At 52.1% G+C, this 22580-nt stretch carries 17 protein-coding genes and 4 tRNA genes; 7 read left to right on the top strand and 14 right to left on the bottom strand.

The features are described from left to right. Window positions 1-3: 3 nt before the first annotated feature. Both QUE74_RS23795 and cyaY read left to right on the top strand, forming a co-directional pair. Window positions 4-2031 carry a hypothetical protein gene (locus tag QUE74_RS23795; protein ID WP_001361096.1) on the top strand — a complete coding sequence of 676 codons (2028 nt, stop codon included), beginning with the start codon at window positions 4-6 and terminating at the stop codon, window positions 2029-2031. 47 nt (window positions 2032-2078) lie between these two features. Then, on the top strand, window positions 2079-2399 hold the full coding sequence (gene cyaY, locus QUE74_RS23790; RefSeq protein ID WP_000999947.1) for an iron donor protein CyaY: 321 nt from the start codon (window positions 2079-2081) through the stop codon (window positions 2397-2399). A gap of 39 nt (window positions 2400-2438) precedes the next feature. On the opposite strand, the gene cyaA is transcribed toward cyaY, so the two are convergent. Continuing rightward, entirely contained in the window at window positions 2439-4985 is a 2547-nt protein-coding gene (gene cyaA / locus QUE74_RS23785; protein WP_000281696.1) for a class I adenylate cyclase, read from the bottom strand. A gap of 386 nt (window positions 4986-5371) precedes the next feature. Here cyaA and hemC point away from each other — a divergent pair, with 386 nt between their 5' ends. The 5 genes from hemC (at window position 5372) to aslA (ending at window position 11813) form a co-directional block, all read left to right on the top strand. Further along, a complete protein-coding gene (gene hemC / locus QUE74_RS23780; RefSeq protein WP_001355383.1) occupies window positions 5372-6313 on the top strand; it encodes a hydroxymethylbilane synthase in 942 nt (313 codons plus the stop codon). Further along, complete coding sequence (gene hemD / locus QUE74_RS23775; RefSeq protein ID WP_000026080.1) at window positions 6310-7050, top strand: uroporphyrinogen-III synthase; 741 nt, start codon at window positions 6310-6312, stop codon at window positions 7048-7050. The genes hemC and hemD overlap by 4 nt, the downstream gene beginning before the upstream one ends. 21 nt (window positions 7051-7071) lie before the next feature. Further along, on the top strand, window positions 7072-8280 hold the full coding sequence (gene hemX, locus QUE74_RS23770; protein WP_000139076.1) for a uroporphyrinogen-III C-methyltransferase: 1209 nt from the start codon (window positions 7072-7074) through the stop codon (window positions 8278-8280). 2 nt (window positions 8281-8282) lie between these two features. Next, window positions 8283-9479: a protoheme IX biogenesis protein HemY gene (gene hemY, locus QUE74_RS23765; protein ID WP_000921811.1), complete on the top strand. Its 1197-nt coding sequence runs from the start codon at window positions 8283-8285 to the stop codon at window positions 9477-9479. 678 nt (window positions 9480-10157) lie between these two features. Then, a complete protein-coding gene (gene aslA, locus QUE74_RS23760; protein WP_000395858.1) occupies window positions 10158-11813 on the top strand; it encodes an arylsulfatase AslA in 1656 nt (551 codons plus the stop codon). A 174-nt stretch (window positions 11814-11987) separates the two neighbouring features. Here the strand turns inward: aslA and QUE74_RS23755 are convergent, their stop codons facing one another. The 13 genes from QUE74_RS23755 to rfbA all read right to left on the bottom strand — a co-directional run bounded on the left by QUE74_RS23755 (window position 11988) and on the right by rfbA (window position 22573). After that, on the bottom strand, window positions 11988-13223 hold the full coding sequence (locus tag QUE74_RS23755; protein ID WP_000941504.1) for an anaerobic sulfatase maturase: 1236 nt from the start codon (window positions 13221-13223) through the stop codon (window positions 11988-11990). 146 nt (window positions 13224-13369) lie between these two features. Then, window positions 13370-13446 (bottom strand) — tRNA-Pro (locus QUE74_RS23750). 42 nt (window positions 13447-13488) lie between these two features. Further along, window positions 13489-13575, bottom strand: a tRNA-Leu gene (locus QUE74_RS23745). Window positions 13576-13595: 20 nt separating this feature from the next. Further along, a tRNA-His gene (locus QUE74_RS23740) sits at window positions 13596-13671 on the bottom strand. Between the two features lie 58 nt (window positions 13672-13729). Then, window positions 13730-13806 (bottom strand) — tRNA-Arg (locus tag QUE74_RS23735). Window positions 13807-13908: 102 nt separating this feature from the next. Beyond that, on the bottom strand, window positions 13909-15294 hold the full coding sequence (gene thrP, locus QUE74_RS23730) for a bifunctional threonine/serine APC transporter ThrP (RefSeq protein WP_000774737.1): 1386 nt from the start codon (window positions 15292-15294) through the stop codon (window positions 13909-13911). A 190-nt stretch (window positions 15295-15484) separates the two neighbouring features. Beyond that, window positions 15485-16225 (bottom strand): lipopolysaccharide N-acetylmannosaminouronosyltransferase, encoded by a 741-nt coding sequence (wecG, locus tag QUE74_RS23725; protein ID WP_001064039.1) that lies wholly within the window; start codon window positions 16223-16225, stop codon window positions 15485-15487. 2 nt (window positions 16226-16227) lie between these two features. Further along, window positions 16228-17580 (bottom strand): ECA oligosaccharide polymerase, encoded by a 1353-nt coding sequence (gene wzyE, locus QUE74_RS23720; protein WP_000055132.1) that lies wholly within the window; start codon window positions 17578-17580, stop codon window positions 16228-16230. After that, complete coding sequence (gene rffT / locus QUE74_RS23715) at window positions 17577-18656, bottom strand: TDP-N-acetylfucosamine:lipid II N-acetylfucosaminyltransferase (protein ID WP_000217209.1); 1080 nt, start codon at window positions 18654-18656, stop codon at window positions 17577-17579. The genes wzyE and rffT overlap by 4 nt, the downstream gene beginning before the upstream one ends. Then, entirely contained in the window at window positions 18653-19903 is a 1251-nt protein-coding gene (gene wzxE, locus QUE74_RS23710) for a lipid III flippase WzxE (protein ID WP_000050271.1), read from the bottom strand. Before wzxE ends, rffT begins: the two co-directional genes overlap by 4 nt. Before the next feature lies 1 nt (window position 19904). Beyond that, window positions 19905-21035 carry a dTDP-4-amino-4,6-dideoxygalactose transaminase gene (gene rffA / locus QUE74_RS23705; RefSeq protein WP_000612044.1) on the bottom strand — a complete coding sequence of 377 codons (1131 nt, stop codon included), beginning with the start codon at window positions 21033-21035 and terminating at the stop codon, window positions 19905-19907. Between the two features lie 4 nt (window positions 21036-21039). Further along, window positions 21040-21714, bottom strand: coding sequence for a dTDP-4-amino-4,6-dideoxy-D-galactose acyltransferase (rffC, locus tag QUE74_RS23700; protein ID WP_001145144.1), 675 nt, complete (start codon window positions 21712-21714; stop codon window positions 21040-21042). Further along, complete coding sequence (gene rfbA / locus QUE74_RS23695; protein ID WP_000676063.1) at window positions 21692-22573, bottom strand: glucose-1-phosphate thymidylyltransferase RfbA; 882 nt, start codon at window positions 22571-22573, stop codon at window positions 21692-21694. The genes rffC and rfbA overlap by 23 nt, the downstream gene beginning before the upstream one ends. Window positions 22574-22580: the final 7 nt, after the last annotated feature.

The following is a 22580-nucleotide window of genomic DNA, read 5'->3' as shown; positions in this document are numbered from 1 at the left end:
TTTATGCACTATCGCAATGTGGTTTGTTTGTTGTCTTTTTTAGTTCCGTCAGCGTGGGGATGCTCGCTCGGTGAACCTGATCATAATATTTACCAGAAACAGGGAAAAGGCGTGGTATACCTGCGCCCTAATGAAGAGACAAATCTTTCGTTACCGGAAGTAAATTACCAGCGACTGCGTCGTTTACCTGATTTATTCATTGCTCCTGACACCCAGGACGATGGGGAAAAAGAACCGCCGTTAAACGACCTTACCACCGATTATATTGATCAGGGCGCATGGGCCTGGTATCCAAATTATGCTTACTTTAGCGATGGCCGTTTTGTCATTTATGCGGGCAAGATTGTACAAAATCCATCTGGTTATCCACCGGTCGATGTAGCCTCGTTCCATTCATGGGGCGATTTTGCCGTCGATAAAAACAGCATTTATTACAAAGGCCAACGGACAGATGAAAATGGCGGCAAGCAACGCGTCGATGAAAAAACGCTGCGCAAAGTAGGATTAGGTAGCCGTTGGATGCCTGATCGGCTGGGATTGGTGCTACGTGACGCGCATTTTCTTTATATCGATGGGCACCGTTTTGATAACCCAGAGAGTTTTTCCGTGATCGCGCAAAAATCCTGGGGTCAACAAGGGAAATTCGCTTCAACGTTTTTTCCCTGCATTGCCTACCCCTTTGGCCCGTGGGATATGCTTACCCGCACACGAACAAAGTTGCTGATCAATGGAGAGCAACTGGATGCCGATCCGGACAATTTTTCTGTCGTTCGCTGGATGCCCGGCACCCTGTTTAGCTGGCGTGATAAACACGGCGAGCATCGTAAAGTCATTGATCAGGTTCGTTTGGCAAGGAATGAAGATATATCCCGGCAATGTGACAACTTTACGCTGTTAGAAAAAAAGGTGTTCTGGCGCAAGGGGCCAGATTGTGAGCAGGAAGAATTACCCAGTCTCGACCCGGAGCAGTTTCACCCGATCAGTGACATCGTGGCGCAGTATCAGGACAAGTTGTATGCAATCAGTAAGACCCCCTTCGGTGAAAATCAGTTGGAGATCATCACCCTGGATAACCCGAATCTGATCATCAATAAACGTTTTAATGCAGGAAGGCATCATGGCTATTTACTCACCCGATCAACAAATTGGGACGGACATGAGAAAGACGGTTTACAGGTGTTTGAATCCGTTGGCCCACTGATACTGCTGGACTACCGTGTGCCGAATGAAGCAGATGCACACCGTGGCAATAACCCGCATTACAAAAAATGGTTTGCTCGCGACGATCGTTACGTTTATGCATTCGATGGTGCGCAGCTTTGGCGTTACCCTACGCAATATCCCAAAGCGGCACGTATCAAAGCCGCTAAAGACGACTGGCTGAACGTCAGCCTTAGCCAGTTGGACGGTGAGATAATGAAAGATGGCTCATTTACTCCCACTGGCATCAAGCACACATCCTCTTTAAAACCCGCCAAGGCATACGAAGATGGGGACAATGAATCTTCATTTATCGTAAATAAATCGGGAGTAGGCTGGCGAAAAGCGCTTTCACCCGACCTGCAATGGAGTGAGTGGCATTACCTGGAAGGCATTGATCCAAAAAAGTTTCATCTGATTACCGAACGTATTGCACAGTACAAAAACCAACTCTACGTCGTCAGGCGCTCGCATTTTGGAGAAGATCGGCTCGAAATCATAGAGTTGGAGTCATCTTTGCCCATCAAAAATAAACCGATAAATACGGGCAAGGAGCGTCATTACTTTCTGCAAAGTACCCGACAAAAACAGGATGTGCAGGTATTCACCAGCAGCGGTGCGCTGATAGCAACGGAGCGCTTTGCTTATGACGATAGCTATGTCTACACCTGGATTGACGATCAGCTTTATCGCACACCCTCCCCCTGCCCAGCGAAAACATACGTCAGAGAAAAGAATGTCCGTGAAATTCATAACAGCGACATTATTATTCCGGTGACGGAGGAATCGTGCCGGAACGCAGCAGCAGACGGGCAAACTTTGAAGCCCTGACACCATGCCGCTATACTGCCGCCATCACTTAAAAACAGGATACAACAATGAACGACAGTGAATTTCATCGCCTGGCTGATCAACTGTGGCTGACCATTGAAGAGCGTCTGGACGACTGGGATGGCGACAGCGATATCGACTGCGAAATCAACGGCGGTGTGCTGACCATTACCTTTGAAAATGGCAGCAAAATCATTATCAACCGTCAGGAACCGCTGCACCAGGTTTGGCTGGCAACCAAACAGGGCGGCTACCATTTTGATCTGAAAGGTGACGAATGGATTTGCGACCGTAGCGGTGAAACCTTCTGGGATTTGCTGGAACAGGCGGCAACGCAGCAGGCCGGTGAAACAGTCAGTTTCCGCTAAGATTGCATGCCGGATAAGCCTCGCTGTCCGGCACGCTCATCACGAAAAATACTGCTGTAATAGCGGCGTGTCGTGATCCTGATTGGCAGGCGGCATGTTACCGATAGATTTGGTGCGGAACGGAATCACCTGTTCACGACCATCAACCTTCACAATCTGATAGAACTGCGGCAGGTTGAAGTTGATGAAGCTTGAGCCGTAGGTAAAACGGTCGTGCGATGACGAGTAGAAGCGACTGACGTCACGCACCAGCTCCTCTTTGCTGCCTTCGCAGTGGTGATACACCTCAACCCGGTTGCTTTCGTCGAGAATGTAGATATTAAAGCCATTCTCGTCTTGCGTTTCTTCGAAGAAGAACTGGATGATCCCTTCGCTGGCAAAGCCGTCCACCACCGCCGGTAATTTGACGTGATTGGTTTCAACCTGCACTGACAGGCCGTGCAGTTTGTTATGCGAAATAGCGCCATAAAACTCGATGGCATTTTCCAGTTTCTGTACCGATACATTCAGCCGTTCGAAGAACAACCCCCAGGTTTGACCAGAAACGCGCAGCGCCTTGAAGCGCCCTGTTTCCTGACGGGTGCTGGACAGACGCAGTTCAATACACTCAGAAACCAGTTGCTGCACGCGAGTACGGATTAATCCGCGCAGATGCTGGCTGTAGCAGAAGACTTCCACGCTATCTGGCGGTGCGGCGTCCTGATGCATTTTGCCGAGAATAGTTTTCAGGGCTTCGATCATCGATTGCTCGCCGTTGAAGTGCAGCGTACGCACTTCGTTCCACGAGTTGCGGTACAGCAGGTCCACGCTACCTACCAGGCAATTTTGGTTTTCGCCAAAGCTGAAGACGTCCAGCTTACGGAAATCAAAATGCACCACCTGATTGCGGAACGCAGCTGTCGGGTCATATTCCAGGTTAACGATAATCGCCAGATGGCGAATTTCACACGGGCTGTAGAGCGCTTTTGGCGTCGGTGCAGGCAGGCGCAGCGGGAAATGGTGCGACACATCGGCGACCATCTCCTGCAACTTAGGCAAATCGACAATGCCGTTGCCTTTAATATACAAGCGGGTGCGCGAGGTCAGCAGGCCGTTAAACCATGCCCACGCCACCAGTTTATTAAGGTAACGGTTATATTCCAGCGGCTGATGGCTGATGATCGACTCAATATTTGGCGCGCGGTTATACAGATACCAACCTGAACGGTTAGCCCGGCCCGGCGGCACATAAATAAAGGTCAGATTCGGTTCCGAGAGATCGGGCGAAATCTGCGGGTTTACCAGCGTCACTTTACCTGGCAATGCTTCAAACGCGGCGTACAGTTTACGCGTCAGCACGCCGATATCCTGCGGACTGGCAGAGACGCTAAGGTTATTGCGACGCGCAAAGCGGATCAGATTGCGGTAGCTCTGCATCATTGCATCGAGCAGTTCGTTGTGCGCCTCGCGCACCTGATCAATCTTCCAGTTAGCGCGGTTATCGAGCATTGCCAGACGAGCATCGTCCCATTCCCACTCTTTCACTAACTGGGTTAGCACTTCACGACGCCAGCCTACACAGGCGCGTTCACGGCTGAGTTTTTCGCACACTTTTAAATAGAAGCAGCGACGCACTAAATCCAGACGGGTGAAATCTTCAATCGCCGTCAGGTACTCAGTAACACGCTCCAGCATCATGCAGTACGGATCGAGACCAAACGATACAATCTCGCCGTCGTGCAAACGCTGTTTGATATCTTTCGCCAGCAGACGTGGGTTCGGGTATTCCCAGGAATAGGCTTCCAGCAGTAGTGTTTTCAGCACCGCTTTGTATGGGGAATCGATACTCTTATAGAGCTGCCAAAGGCTGGCACCAAAGTACTCTTCGGCAGAAAGTGAGCTTAAGCCGCCGAGATCCAGCCATTCATTAGGAGTAAGCACGCCCTGCGCGTAAAGCGTCATCACATAGTCGTCGTAATGCTCTTCTTCGTCACACGGCACCATATTCCACAGAATACGTTTACCGGCGAGACGCACGGCGGTACGATAAAATTCGTCAAGCAGCAGTATATGCTGGGTGGAGCCACAATCTTCGCCCCCCAGGCTGCCGCTTTCATTATGACGGAAGCGATTTTCATCAATCAGGAAGAAGCTAACTTCCACGCCCAGCGAGGCGGCCCAGCTTTCCAGCAGGCTGCATTTACGTTGTAGTAACTGGCGCTCTTCGCTATCAAGCCAGGATTGATGACAGACCCAGATATCCAGGTCAGAGGAACAACTTTGCCCTACGGACGAGGTGCTGCCCATGGTGTATACACCAGTAATTGGAAGCTCACCTTTCGGCGGATCCTGTACTGACATTCCACGATACAGTTCAAGCTCGTTCAGGTAGTGGCGTTGAGTTTCATCAGGCGTGTAAAGGCAAATGCCTTTGGGAACGTTACCATCAAGGTAGCCCGGCATTAGCGGATGGTGATAGTGCAACAATGTCGGCAGTAGACTGTAGACCTGTTGGAATGCAGGCCCCATAGCAGCAAGCGCGCGATCCACACGCAATTGATTTATGGCATCCAGTCTCTGTTTCAGAGTCTCAATATAGAGGTACAAGACGTATCGCCTGATTTGCTACCCGTCATGACTGTGATTCCGCCAACATCAACGGTAACACGCGGCATTCGGGATATTTCGTATGTCAAAGGTAACCGTTACCACTTTTCGCGCCTGGTTTTTTTAGTTTCACGACGAAAAAATGGTCTAAAACGTGATCAATTTAACACCTTGCTGATTGACCGTAAAGAAAGATGCGCTACATACAAGTGTAGCACCGTTTATTCTCTGTAAATTCCTTATTACGACGGCGTGAAACGCCTGTCAGGATCCACTGCCAGACCTCATTTTTCGGTTTGCGCAGGCGTCTACGTTTCACCACAACACTGACATCGCTCTGGCAAGGATGTTAGGATGGACCACGGATGATAATGACGGTAACAAGCATGTTAGACAATGTTTTAAGAATTGCCACACGCCAAAGCCCACTTGCACTCTGGCAGGCACACTATGTCAAAGACAAGTTGATGGCGAGCCATCCGGGCCTGGTCGTTGAACTGGTACCGATGGTGACGCGCGGCGATGTGATTCTTGATACGCCGCTGGCGAAAGTAGGCGGAAAAGGCTTATTTGTAAAAGAGCTGGAAGTCGCGCTCCTGGAGAATCGCGCCGATATCGCCGTACATTCAATGAAAGATGTGCCGGTTGAATTCCCGCAAGGTCTGGGGCTGGTCACTATTTGCGAGCGTGAAGATCCTCGCGATGCATTTGTGTCCAATAACTATGACAGTCTGGATGCGTTACCGGCAGGCAGTATCGTCGGGACGTCCAGTTTACGTCGCCAGTGCCAACTGGCTGAACGCCGCCCGGATCTGATTATCCGCTCCCTGCGCGGCAACGTCGGCACTCGCCTGAGCAAACTGGATAACGGCGAATACGATGCCATCATTCTTGCCGTAGCCGGACTAAAACGTTTAGGTCTGGAGTCACGCATTCGCGCCGCGTTGCCACCCGAGATTTCTCTTCCGGCGGTAGGACAAGGTGCGGTCGGTATTGAATGCCGCCTTAATGATACTCGCACTCGCGAGCTGCTTGCCGCGCTGAATCACCACGAAACTGCACTGCGTGTTACCGCCGAACGCGCCATGAATACCCGTCTCGAAGGCGGATGTCAGGTGCCAATTGGTAGCTACGCCGAGCTTATTGATGGCGAAATCTGGCTGCGTGCGCTGGTCGGCGCGCCGGACGGTTCGCAGATTATTCGCGGTGAACGCCGCGGTGCGCCGCAAGATGCCGAACAAATGGGGATTTCGCTGGCAGAAGAGCTACTGAATAACGGCGCGCGCGAGATCCTTGCTGAAGTCTATAACGGAGACGCCCCGGCATGAGTATCCTGGTCACCCGCCCGTCTCCCGCAGGAGAAGAGTTAGTGAGCCGTCTGCGCACACTGGGGCAGGTGGCCTGGCATTTTCCGCTGATTGAGTTTTCTCCGGGTCGACAATTACCGCAACTTGCTGATCAACTGGCAGCGCTGGGAGAGAGCGATCTGTTGTTTACCCTCTCGCAACACGCGGTTGCTTTTGCCCAATCACAGCTGCATCAGCAAGATCGTAAATGGCCCCAACTACCTGATTATTTCGCCATTGGACGCACCACCGCGCTGGCACTACATACCGTAAGCGGACAGAAGATTCTCTACCCGCAGGATCGGGAAATCAGCGAAGTCTTGCTACAATTACCTGAATTACAAAATATTGCGGGCAAACGTGCGCTGATATTACGTGGCAATGGCGGTCGTGAGCTAATTGGGGATACCCTGACGGCGCGCGGCGCTGAAGTCACTTTTTGTGAATGTTATCAACGATGCGCAATCCATTACGATGGTGCAGAAGAAGCGATGCGCTGGCAATCCCGCGAGGTGACGACAGTCGTTGTTACCAGCGGTGAAATGTTACAGCAACTCTGGTCGCTGATCCCACAATGGTATCGTGAGCACTGGTTACTACGCTGTCGACTTTTAGTCGTCAGTGAGCGTCTGGCGAAACTCGCCCGGGAACTGGGCTGGCAAGACATTAAGGTCGCCGATAACGCTGACAACGATGCGCTTTTACGGGCATTACAATAACTCTCATAACAGGAAGCCATAATGACGGAACAAGAAAAAACCTCCGCCGTGGTTGAAGAGACCAGGGAGGCCGTGGACACCACGTCACAACCTGTCGCAACAGAAAAAAAGAGCAAGAACAACACCGCATTGATTCTCAGCGCGGTGGCTATCGCTATTGCTCTGGCGGCGGGCGTCGGTTTGTATGGCTGGGGTAAACAACAGGCCGTCAATCAGACTGCCACCAGCGATGCCCTGGCTAACCAACTTACGGCACTGCAAAAAGCCCAGGAGAGCCAAAAAGCCGAGCTGGAAGGCATTATCAAGCAACAAGCTACGCAGCTTGAACAGGCGAATCGTCAGCAAGAAACGCTGGCAAAACAGCTGGATGAAGTCCAACAAAAGGTCGCGACTATTTCCGGCAGCGATGCTAAAACCTGGCTGCTGGCTCAGGCTGATTTCCTGGTGAAACTCGCCGGACGGAAGCTGTGGAGCGATCAGGACGTCACGACCGCTGCAGCGTTGCTGAAAAGTGCAGATGCCAGCCTGGCGGATATGAATGACCCGAGTCTGATTACCGTTCGTCGGGCAATTACCGATGATATCGCCAGCCTTTCTGCGGTATCGCAGGTGGATTATGACGGCATCATCCTTAAGCTGAATCAGCTTTCTAATCAGGTAGATAACCTGCGTCTGGCCGATAATGACAGCGATGGTTCACCAATGGATTCCGACGGTGAAGAGCTTTCCAGTTCCCTCAGCGAATGGCGTATCAATCTACAAAAAAGCTGGCAGAACTTTATGGACAACTTCATTACGATTCGCCGTCGTGATGACACCGCCGTACCACTGTTAGCACCGAATCAGGATATCTATCTGCGCGAAAATATTCGCTCCCGCCTGCTGGTCGCGGCACAAGCCGTACCGCGTCATCAGGAAGAGACTTATCGCCAGGCGCTGGAGAATGTCTCCACCTGGGTACGTGCTTACTACGATACTGATGATGCCACCACCAAAGCGTTCCTCGACGAGGTGGACCAGTTAAGCCAGCAAAATATCTCGATGGATCTCCCGGAAACTCTGCAAAGCCAGGCGATGCTGGAAAAACTGATGCAGACGCGCGTGCGCAATCTGCTGGCGCAACCAGCAGCAGAGGCTAAACCTGCACCTGCACCTGCACCTGCACCTGCACCTGCACCTGCACCTGCACCGCAAGCTGATACTCCGGCAGCCGCGCCGCAAGGAGAATAACCATGCTAAAAGTGTTATTGCTCTTTGTGTTGCTGATTGCGGGGATCGTGGTCGGCCCGATGATTGCCGGTCATCAGGGTTACGTGCTGATCCAGACCGATACCTACAATATCGAAACCAGCGTCACGGGCCTGGCGATCATTTTGATTCTGGCGATGGTAGTGCTGTTTGCCATTGAGTGGCTACTGCGGCGGATCTTCCGCACAGGCGCACACACCCGTGGGTGGTTTATCGGACGTAAGCGTCGCCGTGCCCGTAAGCAGACCGAACAGGCGCTGCTGAAACTAGCGGAAGGCGATTATCAGCAAGTTGAAAAGCTGATGGCGAAAAATGCCGATCACGCTGAACAACCGGTGGTGAACTATCTGCTGGCTGCCGAAGCCGCGCAACAACGCGGTGATGAAGCACGCGCCAACCAACATCTGGAACGCGCAGCGGAGCTGGCCGGCAACGACACAATTCCGGTAGAAATCACCCGTGTACGTCTGCAACTGGCCCGTAATGAAAACCATGCAGCACGTCACGGCGTTGATAAGCTGCTGGAAGTTACGCCACGCCATCCGGAAGTATTACGTCTGGCGGAACAGGCGTATATCCGCACTGGTGCATGGAGTTCGCTGCTGGATATCATCCCATCAATGGCAAAAGCCCACGTTGGCGATGAAGAGCATCGTGCAATGCTGGAACAACAGGCATGGATTGGCCTGATGGATCAGGCGCGTGCCGATAACGGTAGCGAAGGTTTGCGTAACTGGTGGAAAAACCAAAGCCGGAAAACGCGTCATCAGGTGGCGTTACAGGTGGCAATGGCGGAACATCTTATTGAATGTGACGATCATGATACTGCCCAGCAAATTATCATCGACGGCCTGAAACGCCAGTATGACGATCGCCTGCTGCTGCCGATCCCGCGTCTGAAAACCAATAACCCGGAACAGCTGGAAAAAGTGCTGCGCCAACAGATCAAAAACGTGGGCGATCGCCCGTTGTTGTGGAGCACACTGGGTCAGTCGCTGATGAAGCACGGAGAATGGCAGGAAGCATCGCTCGCCTTCCGCGCAGCGCTGAAACAACGTCCGGACGCCTACGATTACGCATGGCTTGCCGACGCGCTGGACAGACTGCACAAGCCGGAAGAAGCCGCAGCGATGCGTCGCGATGGCTTGATGTTAACGTTGCAGAACAACCCGCCACAGTAGCTCTTTCTCACCCGGAGGCAAGCACCTCCGGGACCTTTCTGATATATAAAAAAACGCCTGCTCTTATTACGGAGCAGGCGTTAAAACAGGTCTGTATGACAACAAGTGGGTGCTTCACTCAACGTTGTGTCCATGGTGTCTGATGAGGCATAAGCGACATCTGTCAGTGGACGATAAGCACCGTAAACGGCTCTGCGTCATTCCGGAGTTTATGAGGCACTAAGGCGAACATAAGAGATGGAATGAGCATCTACTCGTTTATTATGCCACAGAGAACCGTGAAATAACATCCCTTAACACTTGTTATGAGATAATTCTGTAATCCTCTTTGCTTCCTGAGTAATAACTTCCTGAGTGAATATTTCTCCTGCGCACGATTCTACACATATATATAATGAATAATAAAAGTCATTCAATTAATAACATATATATTAATTGCCGTTAAAACTAAAAACAGCATCAATAATCAACGCGATATAACATCACCGCCTTACATATCACCTGCGCCAGAGGTAGGATTGAAAACGCTCTCCTGATTTTCCAATTCATTATCTGTATAAATAAATAATTTATTTTCATCACTATTATTTATGCAATCATCCTGTCAGGGAGAGGGATCTCAATTATCAATGCTTAATTACGTCAACATTTTGACGACATGAAACCGGAGCATTTTGCATGGAATTTTCGTTTTCACCCAAACTTCTTGTTGTGGCTGTCGCCGCCGCTCTTCCACTCATGGCCAGCGCAGCAGATACCCCGTCAACCGCCACCGCACGCAAAGGCTTTGCCGGATACGATCACCCAAACCAGTATCTGGTTAAACCGGCGACCACTATTGCCGACAACATGATGCCGGTGATGCAGCATCCTGCACAAGACAAAGAAACCCAGCAGAAGCTGGCAGAACTTGAGAAAAAAACCGGTAAGAAACCGAACGTGGTTGTTTTCTTGCTGGATGATGTGGGCTGGATGGATGTTGGCTTTAACGGCGGTGGCGTGGCGGTGGGTAACCCTACACCAGATATCGACGCCGTTGCCAGCCAGGGGCTGATTTTAACTTCGGCGTATTCTCAACCGAGTTCTTCCCCAACCCGCGCCACGATTCTCACCGGACAATACTCCATCCACCACGGCATTCTGATGCCGCCAATGTACGGGCAGCCGGGCGGTCTGCAAGGGTTAACCACGCTGCCACAGTTGCTGCACGATCAGGGCTACGTCACCCAGGCTATCGGGAAATGGCATATGGGGGAAAACAAAGAGTCGCAGCCGCAGAACGTTGGCTTTGATGATTTCCGCGGCTTTAACTCGGTATCTGATATGTATACCGAATGGCGTGATGTTCATGTCAACCCGGAAGTCGCCCTGAGCCCGGATCGTTCTGAATACATCCAAAAACTGCCGTTCAGCAAAGATGACGTTCATGCCGTGCGCGGCGGTGAACAGGAAGCCATTGCCGACATTACGCCGAAATATATGGAAGATCTGGATCAACGCTGGATGGAATATGGCGTTAAGTTCCTCGACAAGATGGCAAAGAGCGATAAGCCATTCTTCCTCTACTATGGCACTCGCGGCTGTCACTTCGATAACTACCCGAACGCCAAATATGCGGGTAGCTCTCCGGCGCGCACCTCTTACGGCGACTGCATGGTGGAGATGAACGATATCTTCGCCAATCTGTATAAAGCACTGGAGAAAAACGGTCAGCTTGATAACACGCTGATTGTGTTCACCTCTGATAACGGTCCGGAAGCTGAAGTTCCGCCGCACGGTCGCACGCCGTTCCGCGGTGCGAAAGGTTCTACATGGGAAGGCGGCGTTCGTGTGCCAACCTTCGTTTACTGGAAAGGGATGATCCAACCGCGTAAATCTGACGGTATTGTCGATCTGGCGGATCTCTTCCCTACGGCGCTGGATCTGGCAGGACATCCTGGAGCGAAAGTGGCGAATTTAGTGCCGAAAACCACCTTTATTGATGGTGTGGACCAGACATCTTTCTTCCTGGGAACAAATGGTCAGTCTAACCGTAAGGCCGAGCACTACTTCCTCAACGGCAAACTTTCTGCTGTGCGTATGGATGAGTTTAAATATCACGTACTCATCCAACAGCCATACGCTTATACCCAGAGCGGGTATCAGGGTGGATTCACCGGCACAGTAATGCAAACGGCGGGATCGTCGGTGTTTAACCTGTACACCGATCCGCAGGAAAGCGACTCTATCGGCGTGCGCCATATCCCAATGGGTGTACCGCTACAGACCGAAATGCACGCGTATATGGAGATCCTGAAAAAATATCCGCCGCGCGCGCAGATTAAATCTGATTAAGCCGGCGCTATCGCTACATCGGGCCACACTGACCTTGCCGGATGCGGCGTGAACGCCTTATCCGGCCTACAAGCCTTGCAAATTCAATAAATTGCAGCGTCCTGTAGGCCGGATAAGATGCGTCAGCATCGCATCCGGCAATCAACCGCAGGCGGCCACAAAATGGCTGCTTTTTTACTTATTCACCACCATCAAATGCGCCTGCATAATGTCGCTGGCCGGGCGACCGTGCGCCAGCAAATCAGCCATTGCTTTAAGATATGGCGGTAGATAGCGGAAATAACGCTGATACCCGGCACACAAATAATTCAGCCCCGGCTTACCGCTGGCATCGAGCATAAAGCGATGTTTCGGGCAGCCTCCCCAACATGCTTTTAACACGTTACAACTGCGACACTGCGCCGGTAACAGCTTAAATTTATCTTCTCCAAACACCTGCTGCTGCGGGGAATCTACCATTTCTGCAATTGTTTGCTGAAGCATATTCCCCAGTCGATATTGCGGATAAACATAGTGATCGCAGGCGTAAACGTCGCCGTTGTGTTCGACAATCACCGAGCGTCCACAAGTCGGCTGATGATGGCAAACCGCACCCGGCGCACCGACAAAATTGGCAAACGCCCATTCGATATTCATCACGAAAATCTTGCCGACGTCACGTTTGATCCAGTGGTCAAAAATTGCCACCAGAAACTCACCGAACTCATCGGGGCGCACCGACCATTCTGTCAGTTCCCCCTGAATATCACCAGGCGCATGTAATTTCAGTCCATTGCGGGCAGCTGTTTCATCAGCCAGGCGCTCCACCACCGGAATAAACTGGATAAACTCAACGCCTGCATTGCACAAAAAATCATAAACCTGTAACGGTTGCTGCGCGCTGGTGCGGTTGACACAGACCAGCACGTTATAGTCGACATGATGTTTTTGCAGGAGCGTCAGGGCACGCATCACCAGCTTATGCGTGGGTCTGCCACCTTTGGTCACGCGATAATGATTGTGGATCTCAGCCGGACCGTCCAGCGATAACCCAACCAGAAAATGATTTTCTGCCAGAAATGCACACCATTCATCATCGAGCAGCACACCGTTAGTCTGAAAGCTGTTACTTATCTTCCTGCCAGCACCATATTTCGCCTGTAGCGCCACGGCACGTCGGTAAAAATCCAGCCCGAGTAACGTTGGTTCGCCGCCCTGCCAGGTAAAAGCCACTTCGTTTTGGGGTTCGCTGGCGGCGATATAGTGACGGACATACGCTTCCAGCGTGTCATCGTCCATATGCGCAACTGGCTTTTCGCGGTAAAGGGATTGTTTTTCGAGATAAAAACAGTAGTCACAGTTCAGATTACAATCGGAACCGCTTGGTTTCGCCATCACATGAAAAGCACGCGTTGGAACCTGTTGCAGCATGGTCGCTCCTTGCCCGAAGTCATCCTTCAATACGTTAAGGGCGAAATCATACCGTGTAGCAATGAGTGATTACGGGCGTTTATTGCGAAGGGAGAGTGATGAAATGCACAGAAAACAAAAAACCCCGCCGAAGCGGGGTTCAAAATTGGTCGGCGAGAGAGGATTCGAACCTCCGACCCACTGGTCCCAAACCAGTTGCGCTACCAAGCTGCGCTACTCGCCGAAATACTGCTTTTTGAATTTTTAGTTCAATTCTTTAAAGTCGTGGTGCGAGGGGGGGGACTTGAACCCCCACGTCCGTAAGGACACTAACACCTGAAGCTAGCGCGTCTACCAATTCCGCCACCTTCGCATTGTCACAACTTCTAATAATGGGGTGGCTAATGGGATTCGAACCCACGACAACTGGAATCACAATCCAGGGCTCTACCAACTGAGCTATAGCCACCACTACAAATCTTGTTACGCGGTATTACTACCACCGCAGCTCAAGCGCCGGGACTAAATGGCGCGCCCGACAGGATTCGAACCTGAGACCTCTGCCTCCGGAGGGCAGCGCTCTATCCAGCTGAGCTACGGGCGCTTAGCGCCGTTGCGGGGGTGGATAATACGGACTTCCCACCCCTCTGTCTAGTCCCTTTTTAAATAAATTGCGCGTTTGGTTACGGTTTGTGCGTTTTGCTGCTTATTCCTCCAGTTTATGCGCTTTACCGTGGCGATTAAGCCCAAAAACTTTATAAATTGCCGTCACCGCCAGCATAAAGATGATGCCGACAAACAGCGACATACGCGTATCTTCATTAAAGTACATGCCGATCAAAACGCAAATCAGGAATGCCATTGTTACGTAGTTGGCCCACGGGAACAGGATTGAGCGGAACGGATGGCTGGCAATCGCCGCTTTATGCGCACGACGAAAACGCAGCTGGCTTATCAATATCACAAACCATGGCACCATCCCCGGAAGCACGCTGGCACTGTAGACATAGACAAACACACGCTGTGGATTGGGAATGATGTAGTTCAGGCATGAGCCAATTAACAGAATAGCAATTGATACCGCCACGCCTGCAACCGGAACACCTTGACGGGAAACTTTCGCCATTGCCGCCGGTAACTGACGGTTTTTCGCCAGTGCGTAGAGCATACGTCCACAACTGTACATGCCGCTGTTACAGCCAGAGAGCGCAGCCGTCAGTACCACAAAGTTGATAATACCCGCCGCTGCGGTAATGCCGATTTTGGCGAAAGTCAGTACGAACGGGCTGCCGTTACTGCCTATTTCATTCCACGGGAAGATGGTGACGATAACGAAAATCGCGCCTACGTAGAAAATCAGGATACGCCACAACACCTTGCCTACGGCACTGCGCAGCGTCACCTGCGGATTCTTCGCTTCACCGGCAGTAATGCCAATCAGCTCCACGCCCTGGTAGGACGCCACCACAATACACAATGCGGTCAGGAACCCTTTCCAGCCACCCGCAAAGAAACCGCCATGCTCTGTGAGATTGCTAAAACCAATCGACTGCCCGCCATTGCCAAAACCAAAGAAAATTACGCCCAGGCCAATGACAATCATCACGATAATCGTGGTGACTTTGATCATCGCGAACCAGAACTCGATTTCGCCGTACAACCGCACTGCCGCCAGATTCGCCAACGCCACCAGCGCCACCGCGATCAATGCGGGTATCCACTGCGCCATCTCCGGGAACCAGAACTGGACATAAACGCCAATGGCGGTGATTTCTGAGATCCCCACCGCCATCCACATAAACCAGTAAGACCAGGCGGTGAGATAGCCAAAAAACGGGCTCATATAACGATGCGCATAAACGGCGAACGAACCGGTAACCGGTTCGAGGAACAACATTTCGCCCATTGAACGCATGATGAAAAAGACGAACAGCCCGGCGATGATATAGGCCAACAATACGGATGGCCCGGCCCATTTCAGGGTACTGGCGGCCCCCATAAACAGGCCGACGCCAATGGTGCCCCCCAGGGCGATGAGTTCGATATGTCGAGCTTCCAGCCCACGCTGTAGCTCTGGTTTGTTATCTGCCATAAATCCTCGTGTTGTGTTTGCATGCTTTCCGGTGTTACCGGTTATCGTTATGGGTACATCGAGTGTTGCGAATGTTTTCGTAATTCAGGAGAAATGGCAAATAAAGCATTAAAAATTTGAATGCTTTGTGTAATAAAAAGACAGGCAGGCGACGAAGTGACCACTCCGTCGCTTTACAGAGAGAGGAAAATCAGAGGTTGCCGGTGTAATGCCAGCGTAAATAACGCAGCAAACGAAGCTGACGCTTAATGCGGCTCGGCTGCGAAAGCAGGCGGTAGAGCCACTCCAGCCCCAGCGTTTGCCAGATTTTCGGTGCGCGTTTCACGTGACCGGTGAAAACATCGTAAGTCCCGCCAACGCCCATATACAGCGCTTCTGGATGCACCAGACGGCAGTCGCGCATGAAGATCTCCTGCTTTGGCGATCCCATCGCGACGGTGACGATTTGCGCTCCGCTGGCATGAATGCGTTCAAACAGCGCCTGACGCTGCTCGGGTTTAAAATAACCATCCTGACTGCCAACGATATTCACATTCCACTGATTGCGCAGTTTAGCTTCAGTTTGCGCCAGCACTTCAGGTTTACCGCCCACAAGAAATACCGGCGTCCCTTCTTTGCCTGCGCGCGCCATCAGCTCTTCCCAGAGATCGGCCCCGGCAACGCGGGAAACCTGCGCCTGCGGGTACTTTTTACGTACTGAACGTACAACGCTGATGCCATCAGCATATTTAAATTCGGCAGCATTAATTAACTCCCTGACCTCGGCGTTATCTTCAATGGTCAGCATTTTTTCGGCATTAATGGCAACCAGCGTTCCCTGCTTAAGCTGCCCGTCAGCAAACAGATAATCGAGGGCGTGCTGCATATCACGCCAACCAATCAACTGTAAGCCACGCAGCGTATAGGTCGGTGCTGTGGTGTTGTTATTCATTGTTATCCTTCAACCTGCGTCCGGAGCGATGATTTTGTACGTTTATGAATGAGTCCGGCGCTTTCAAAAAGCCAGTACAACAGTTTTGCGATCATCAGACATGCGCCGAAGACCACGATAAAAAAGACCACGCGTGAGACAAACGAATCCAGCCCTTCACGCGCCAGCACGATCATATTGAAGATCGCCCCGAAGCAGAAACTGTGCAATATCGCAGCCTTATAGCGATTAGTTTCGCGATTGCCCAGTTCATACAGCCAGTCGAACCATTTGATGATCAGTCCAACCACAATCGCCCCGAGCGGGATGAACAACGCGCCGCCCATAACAACCAGTGAGCCTATAAGAGTAGGCGAGATCGCCAGCCCGGAGTGGTTATTCAGCACTTCCCAGGTAAAGTAGTTGGCGGAGTTCAGTACCATACTCGGGCGACCCGGCCACAGCCAGGAAGGGATAAAGACATAGAAATCGCGGACAATGGGAGCCAGGCCCTGGAAGTCGATGTTGTCGTAGTTCTGCAACAGCAATGCCAGATTCTCCCACGGCGAAAAGGTATCGCGGGTGAGATAGAGAAACGTATAGAACGCTTCATCGCCGCTCACATTCATTCCATAGCGTTTTAGCGCCAGCCAGAACATGCCCACAATCCCCAGCACGCCCGCCGCCGCCAGCATCCACAACGAAATCCAGCCGCGAATAATGCCAATAAACAGGAAGATAGCGAATGCGATGATGATATTGGCGCGAGTGCCGCCGACAATCATATAAGTCAGCAAGCCAAAGGCGACCGTGCTGACGAGGAAAAACAGCCACGCTTTGCTGTCCTGGCGCAGAAAATAAACCACCAGCATCGCCGGGATGAAAAAGTAAAAGAAACGTTTTAACGCCACGCCGGAGACTTCACTGGAGAAGATCTGACTGTAGGAGTTAAGACGGAACAGCAAAAAACCGTTGTGCATGAAGAAGATGCCGACGCTTACCAACGCAATGCCCATCAGGATCACCCACGTGAGATTGGTCTCCACGCGGTTCATGGTAAACAGCGGACGGCGCGGTACATCAGCAACGCGTTTGCGTAGGCGGGTTTTGTAGGTGACATAGTAAACCGCGTAGAAGCAGCCCGCAGAAAGCAACGCCTGCAACAAGATTTCTGGCGGCGCAACACCAACATCAAAGCGAAATACCAGCACGCTGGTCAGCGGAAAGCCGAAGAAAAAGGTGAGCAAAAACAGCAATGAAAAGAAGACATTGAAGTTAAAGCGCACACGGCGAAACTCAAACCAGGTCAGCGTGGCAATAAACAGCGTGCAGAGCAGCCAGACAACAAACAGGCCACTGAATTGCAGCAGACTCATGCGACCTCCCCGGCGGCAATCGCCAATGCCCGCTGCCAGCCTTGCAGATAGTTCGGGCTAAAGAAGGCAATGGTGTTTTTATCCACCGACGCCAACTGGCGCTGCGCTTCACGCACAATATCCTCGTTGAGATCGTCGGTAGTAAACAGCACCGGCAAATGCTGTTCCGTCATATCCTGCCAGAACGGATTTTCCCGGTTAAGCACACAAGGAATACCCGCCTGAATCAGTAAGCACAGCGTACCAATGCCCTGCTGGCGGGCAAAAATAAAGTAACCGAGATCGCACTGACGAAGTAGCGCCAGATAGGCATCAAATTCCAGTTTTTCGCTCAGAACTTGCAGATTTTCTTCGCTGAATAACGCCAGCCCCGCCTGGCGAACTTCATTGATATATGCATCGTTATTGGGTGGATATCCCATAGGCACCACGACTTTTACCGTATCGCCAAATTGCTGATGAACGGCGCGTAAGGCGGCGACATGCTCATTGCTGCGGTCACCGGAGTTCCCCACCAGAATGGTCATTTTCCCTTCACGTAGGCGATCGTTCGCCATCGTATTGAGAGAAGGGTCCATCCGCGTCGGGAAGTACAGCAGTTCGCCCCGCACCTTTGGATGCGTTTTGGCAAAAAAACTCAAATCACCGCGGGTGGCAAATACACAGCCGACTCGCTTTTGCGCCAGACGGCGCAGCGGATAAAAAAGCTTATATCTCAAGCCACTGGAAAGCTCATACAGGTCTGCCCCCCAGATATGCCAGAAAAACTGGCTGGGCTTAATGCCACCACTCAGCAGAGCCAGCCACAGTTTGGGATTGAACTGACCGTGGAAAAAAAATCGCTGCTGACGGTTAGCTTTTGCTTTCGCGATGACCGCTTCCGCCAGCGATTTTTTCCCAGGGAAAAATTGCACAGAAAGCGCCGGACAGCTATCACTTAAGCCGTCGTCCTTGCCAACAACCATAAACTCGCGCGCGTGCTCGCTCGTCGCGGCCAGCGCGTCGTTGAAAAACCGCAGAACGGTTTGGTTATGGTGAGGGATATCCGATCCCAGTACGTGAATCAGTACAGTCATGCCCGCCTACGCCAGAGTAAAAACACGCCACAACAAAGAGAAAAATAGACGATATAGGTTGCCATATAGGCCTGCGCCGCGCCCAGTGCACCATGCGCAGGGATTAGCCAGTGGGCAAATACCATCAATAAAGTGAACTGGCTGACTTCCGCCAGAATATAAAACCGCAGTGACGCTTTGGCGATCACCAGATAACCAAAGACATAAGCGCCCACTTTTAACACATCACCCACTAACTGCCAGGCAAAGAGATCGCGCATAGCGGTAAATTTATTCGACAACAGCAGCCAGATAGCAAAATCACGCAGCAACCAGACGGTAAAACTCGCCGCCGCCACTGCCGGTAAGACGAATTTCAGCGATTTAACCACTTCCCGGGTGATATCGCGCTTTTCCGTTAGCCGCGACAACGTGGGCAGCAAATATACGCTGAACGATGCCGTAATAAATTGCAGGTAGGCATCGGAAATACTGCTCACCCCTTGCCAGATCCCCACTTCATCCCAGCTATACTGCGCCGCCAGCAGTTTACGCATCATGATGTAAGCAACGGGCAAGGTCACCGACGTAATCAACGCCATGAGCGTAAATTTGCTCAACTGCCCTGCCAGGCCGTTATCCCAGCTGGGTTTCAGATAGCTTAACGGGATGGCACCACGTTTGATCAACATGATGACGGCAGGAATCACCACCAGCGCGGGAATCAACGCCAGCCCCAGCAACGCCCCTTCATAACCACCCAAACGGTAACTGACGTAGTACGCGAGAACGCCAATCAAGCTGCCGACAATCAGCGATAACGCATTACCTGCGGCATCGCGAAAGCCTTTCATCAACGCCAGTAACAGGTTGCCCCAGGCGATCCCCATTTGCACCAACGCCACTAAACGCACCAGCCCCTGATAGTCGGTATTACCAAACAATCCCTGGCTAATTGGCGCTGCCGCCAGCACAAAAACCAGCGCCATCAGCGTAGAGAAACCAAGCACCATCGCTGATGAAGTGCCGACCACGCGACGCAGCTGCTGCGGATTATCATGGTACTGAGCAACGTATTTGGTTACGCCATTAAAGATGCCCGCCCCGGCAAGCACGCCGAGCACGGTAATCAACTGGCGGAAATTTGCCGCCAGCCCAAGCCCCGCCGGACCAAATGACACCGCCAGCAACTTACCGACCAGTAACCCTGCACCAATCTTGACCAGTGTACTGGCCGCCGTCCATAAGGACGCTTTTGCCAACGACATATCAGGAGAAGTAATTCAACAAGGTCGCAATTACCGTACGCTGATTGACGGGCGACAGGTTGTAGAACAGCGGCAGGCGCAGCAGGCGCTCGCTCTCTTTGGTGGTGTAGCGATCTTCACCGTGGAACTCACCAAAGCGTTCCCCCGCAGGGCAACCGTGCAGCGGAATGTAATGGAACACCGCCATGATTTCCGCTTCTTTCAGAAAGTTAATCAACGCGCTCCGGTCATCAATATCCCGCAGTTTAATGTAGAACATATGCGCGTTCTGCACGCAGCCATCGGGAATCGACGGCAGCTCGATACGCCCGGCTTTCGCCAGAGGTGCTAACGCATCGTAGTAGTTTTGCCACAGCGCCAGACGTTGCTGATTGATACGATCCGCTGCTTCCAGTTGCGCCCACAGGTACGCGGCTTGCAGATCGGACATCAAATAGCTGGAGCCAATATCGCGCCAGGTATATTTATCAACCTGACCACGGAAGAACTGGCTGCGGTTAGTCCCTTTTTCACGGATGATCTCGGCTCGTTCGATTAACGCTTTATCGTTAATCAGCGTCGCGCCGCCTTCACCGCCCGCCGTGTAGTTTTTGGTTTCATGGAAGCTAAAGCAGCCAATATGACCAATGGTTCCCAGCGCACGCCCTTTATAAGTGGACATCACGCCCTGAGCGGCATCTTCCACCACAAACAGATTATGCTTTTTCGCCAACGCCATAATGGTGTCCATTTCGCAGGCCACACCCGCGTAATGCACCGGCACGATAACGCGCGTTTTGTCAGTGATCGCCGCTTCAATCAGCGTTTCGTCGATGTTCATGGTGTCCGGGCGAACATCCACAAAGACGATTTTCGCGCCACGCAGCACAAAGGCATTGGCGGTGGAGACAAAGGTGTAGCTCGGCATGATCACTTCATCGCCAGGCTGGATATCGAGCAGCAGCGCCGCCATCTCCAGCGAAGCGGTGCAGGATGGTGTCAGTAACACTTTGGCGCTGCCAAAACGTTGCTCCAGCCACTGCTGGCAGCGACGGGTAAAACCGCCATCCCCACACAGTTTGCCGCTACCCATTGCCGACTGCATATAGTCGAGTTCGGTTCCCACCACCGGCGGTGCGTTAAATGGAATCATGTGATCACCTATATAACCAGTACGCGGTGCTTTCTACATTCGCACCACTTTGTATGTATCGTTTAAGCGCGGCGGTGTTGCCCATCTGGGTCGCCACCCGCAAAGTTGTTTTACCGCGAGCATACGCCCAGTTTAGCGCTGTTTGCATCAGCTCAGCACCTGCACCGCGTCCAGCCAGCAGGCCAATTCGCGCATCTGTCGCATTGAGTTCCCGTAAAGAGACATAGCCGCGAATATCGCCGGACGCCGAACGTAAAATGAGGCATTGATGATCAAAGGTGCCGCGCACGGCATTTTCAACCCACTGCGCATAAAAGCGACCGCTGGCGTCAGGCGCATACCACGGCGCACGAAAACGGCTTTGCGCAAATGCGGCACTGGCTAACTCACGTAATACGGGAATATCTGTCTCTTGTGCCACTTCTGCGCCGCTATCACTGACATTGTTCACGGGTAGCGCCAAATCAACTTCACCTTCAACCAGGCAGAATCCCAGCTGTTGCAAGGCATCCAGCTCAACAGTATTTGATGCAGCAATTTTGGCCTGCACTCGTGACCACGGCGCTAACGCGTCTGGCGTCAGGAGTGGCGCATCAGGAGTGATGCGCACGATAGCGCTGTTAACGCCAAAGAAGGCATTTTCCCAGGCTAGTGGTTCAATACTGGCGCGGACGGGCACGGAGTAACTCCAGCAGATATTGGCCGTAGCCAGTTTTCGCTAATGAACTGGCAGCACGCTTCACACCTTCGTCATCGAGCCAGCCGTTACGCCAGGCAATCTCTTCCAGGCAGGCAATCTTAAAGCCCTGGCGTTTTTCCACCGTCTGTACAAAGGTACTGGCTTCAATCAGGCTGTCGTGTGTGCCGGTGTCCAGCCAGGCAAATCCGCGCCCGAGCAGTTCAACGGTCAGGTTGCCTGCCTCAAGGTACATCTGGTTGATGGAGGTAATCTCCAGTTCACCACGCTCCGACGGCTTCACCTGCTTTGCGTACTCCACAACTTTACTGTCGTAGAAATAAAGCCCGGTCACCGCCCAGTTTGATTTTGGCTGTTTTGGCTTTTCTTCCAGAGAGATAGCGCGGAAATTGTCGTCAAACTCCACGACGCCAAAGCGTTCTGGATCCATTACCTGATAGCCAAATACCGTCGCCCCTTGCGTGCGCGCCGCAACATGACGCAGCTTCGGACTGAAGCCCTGTCCGAAGAAGATGTTATCGCCCAGCACCAGACAAGAAGGTTCACCGTTGAGGAAGGTTTCACCGATGATAAAGGCCTGCGCAAGACCGTCCGGGCTGGGCTGTTCGGCATATTCCAGCTGGATACCGAACTCACTACCATCGCCCAGCAGGCGCTGGAAATAACCTTTATCTTCCGGCGTAGTGATGATGAGAATTTCGCGGATACCGGCCAGCATCAGCACCGACAGCGGATAGTAAATCATTGGCTTATCGTAAATCGGCAACAGTTGCTTCGATACGCCGCGCGTAATCGGATGCAATCGGGTGCCGGAACCGCCCGCCAGGATAATACCTTTCATGTTTGCC

Source organism: Escherichia sp. 10290 (assembly GCF_030295155.1).
In the GTDB taxonomy this organism is placed as follows: domain Bacteria; phylum Pseudomonadota; class Gammaproteobacteria; order Enterobacterales; family Enterobacteriaceae; genus Escherichia; species Escherichia coli_F.
Note: the sequence above shows the minus strand (reverse complement) of the source record. Positions and strands in the feature narration are given on the sequence as shown.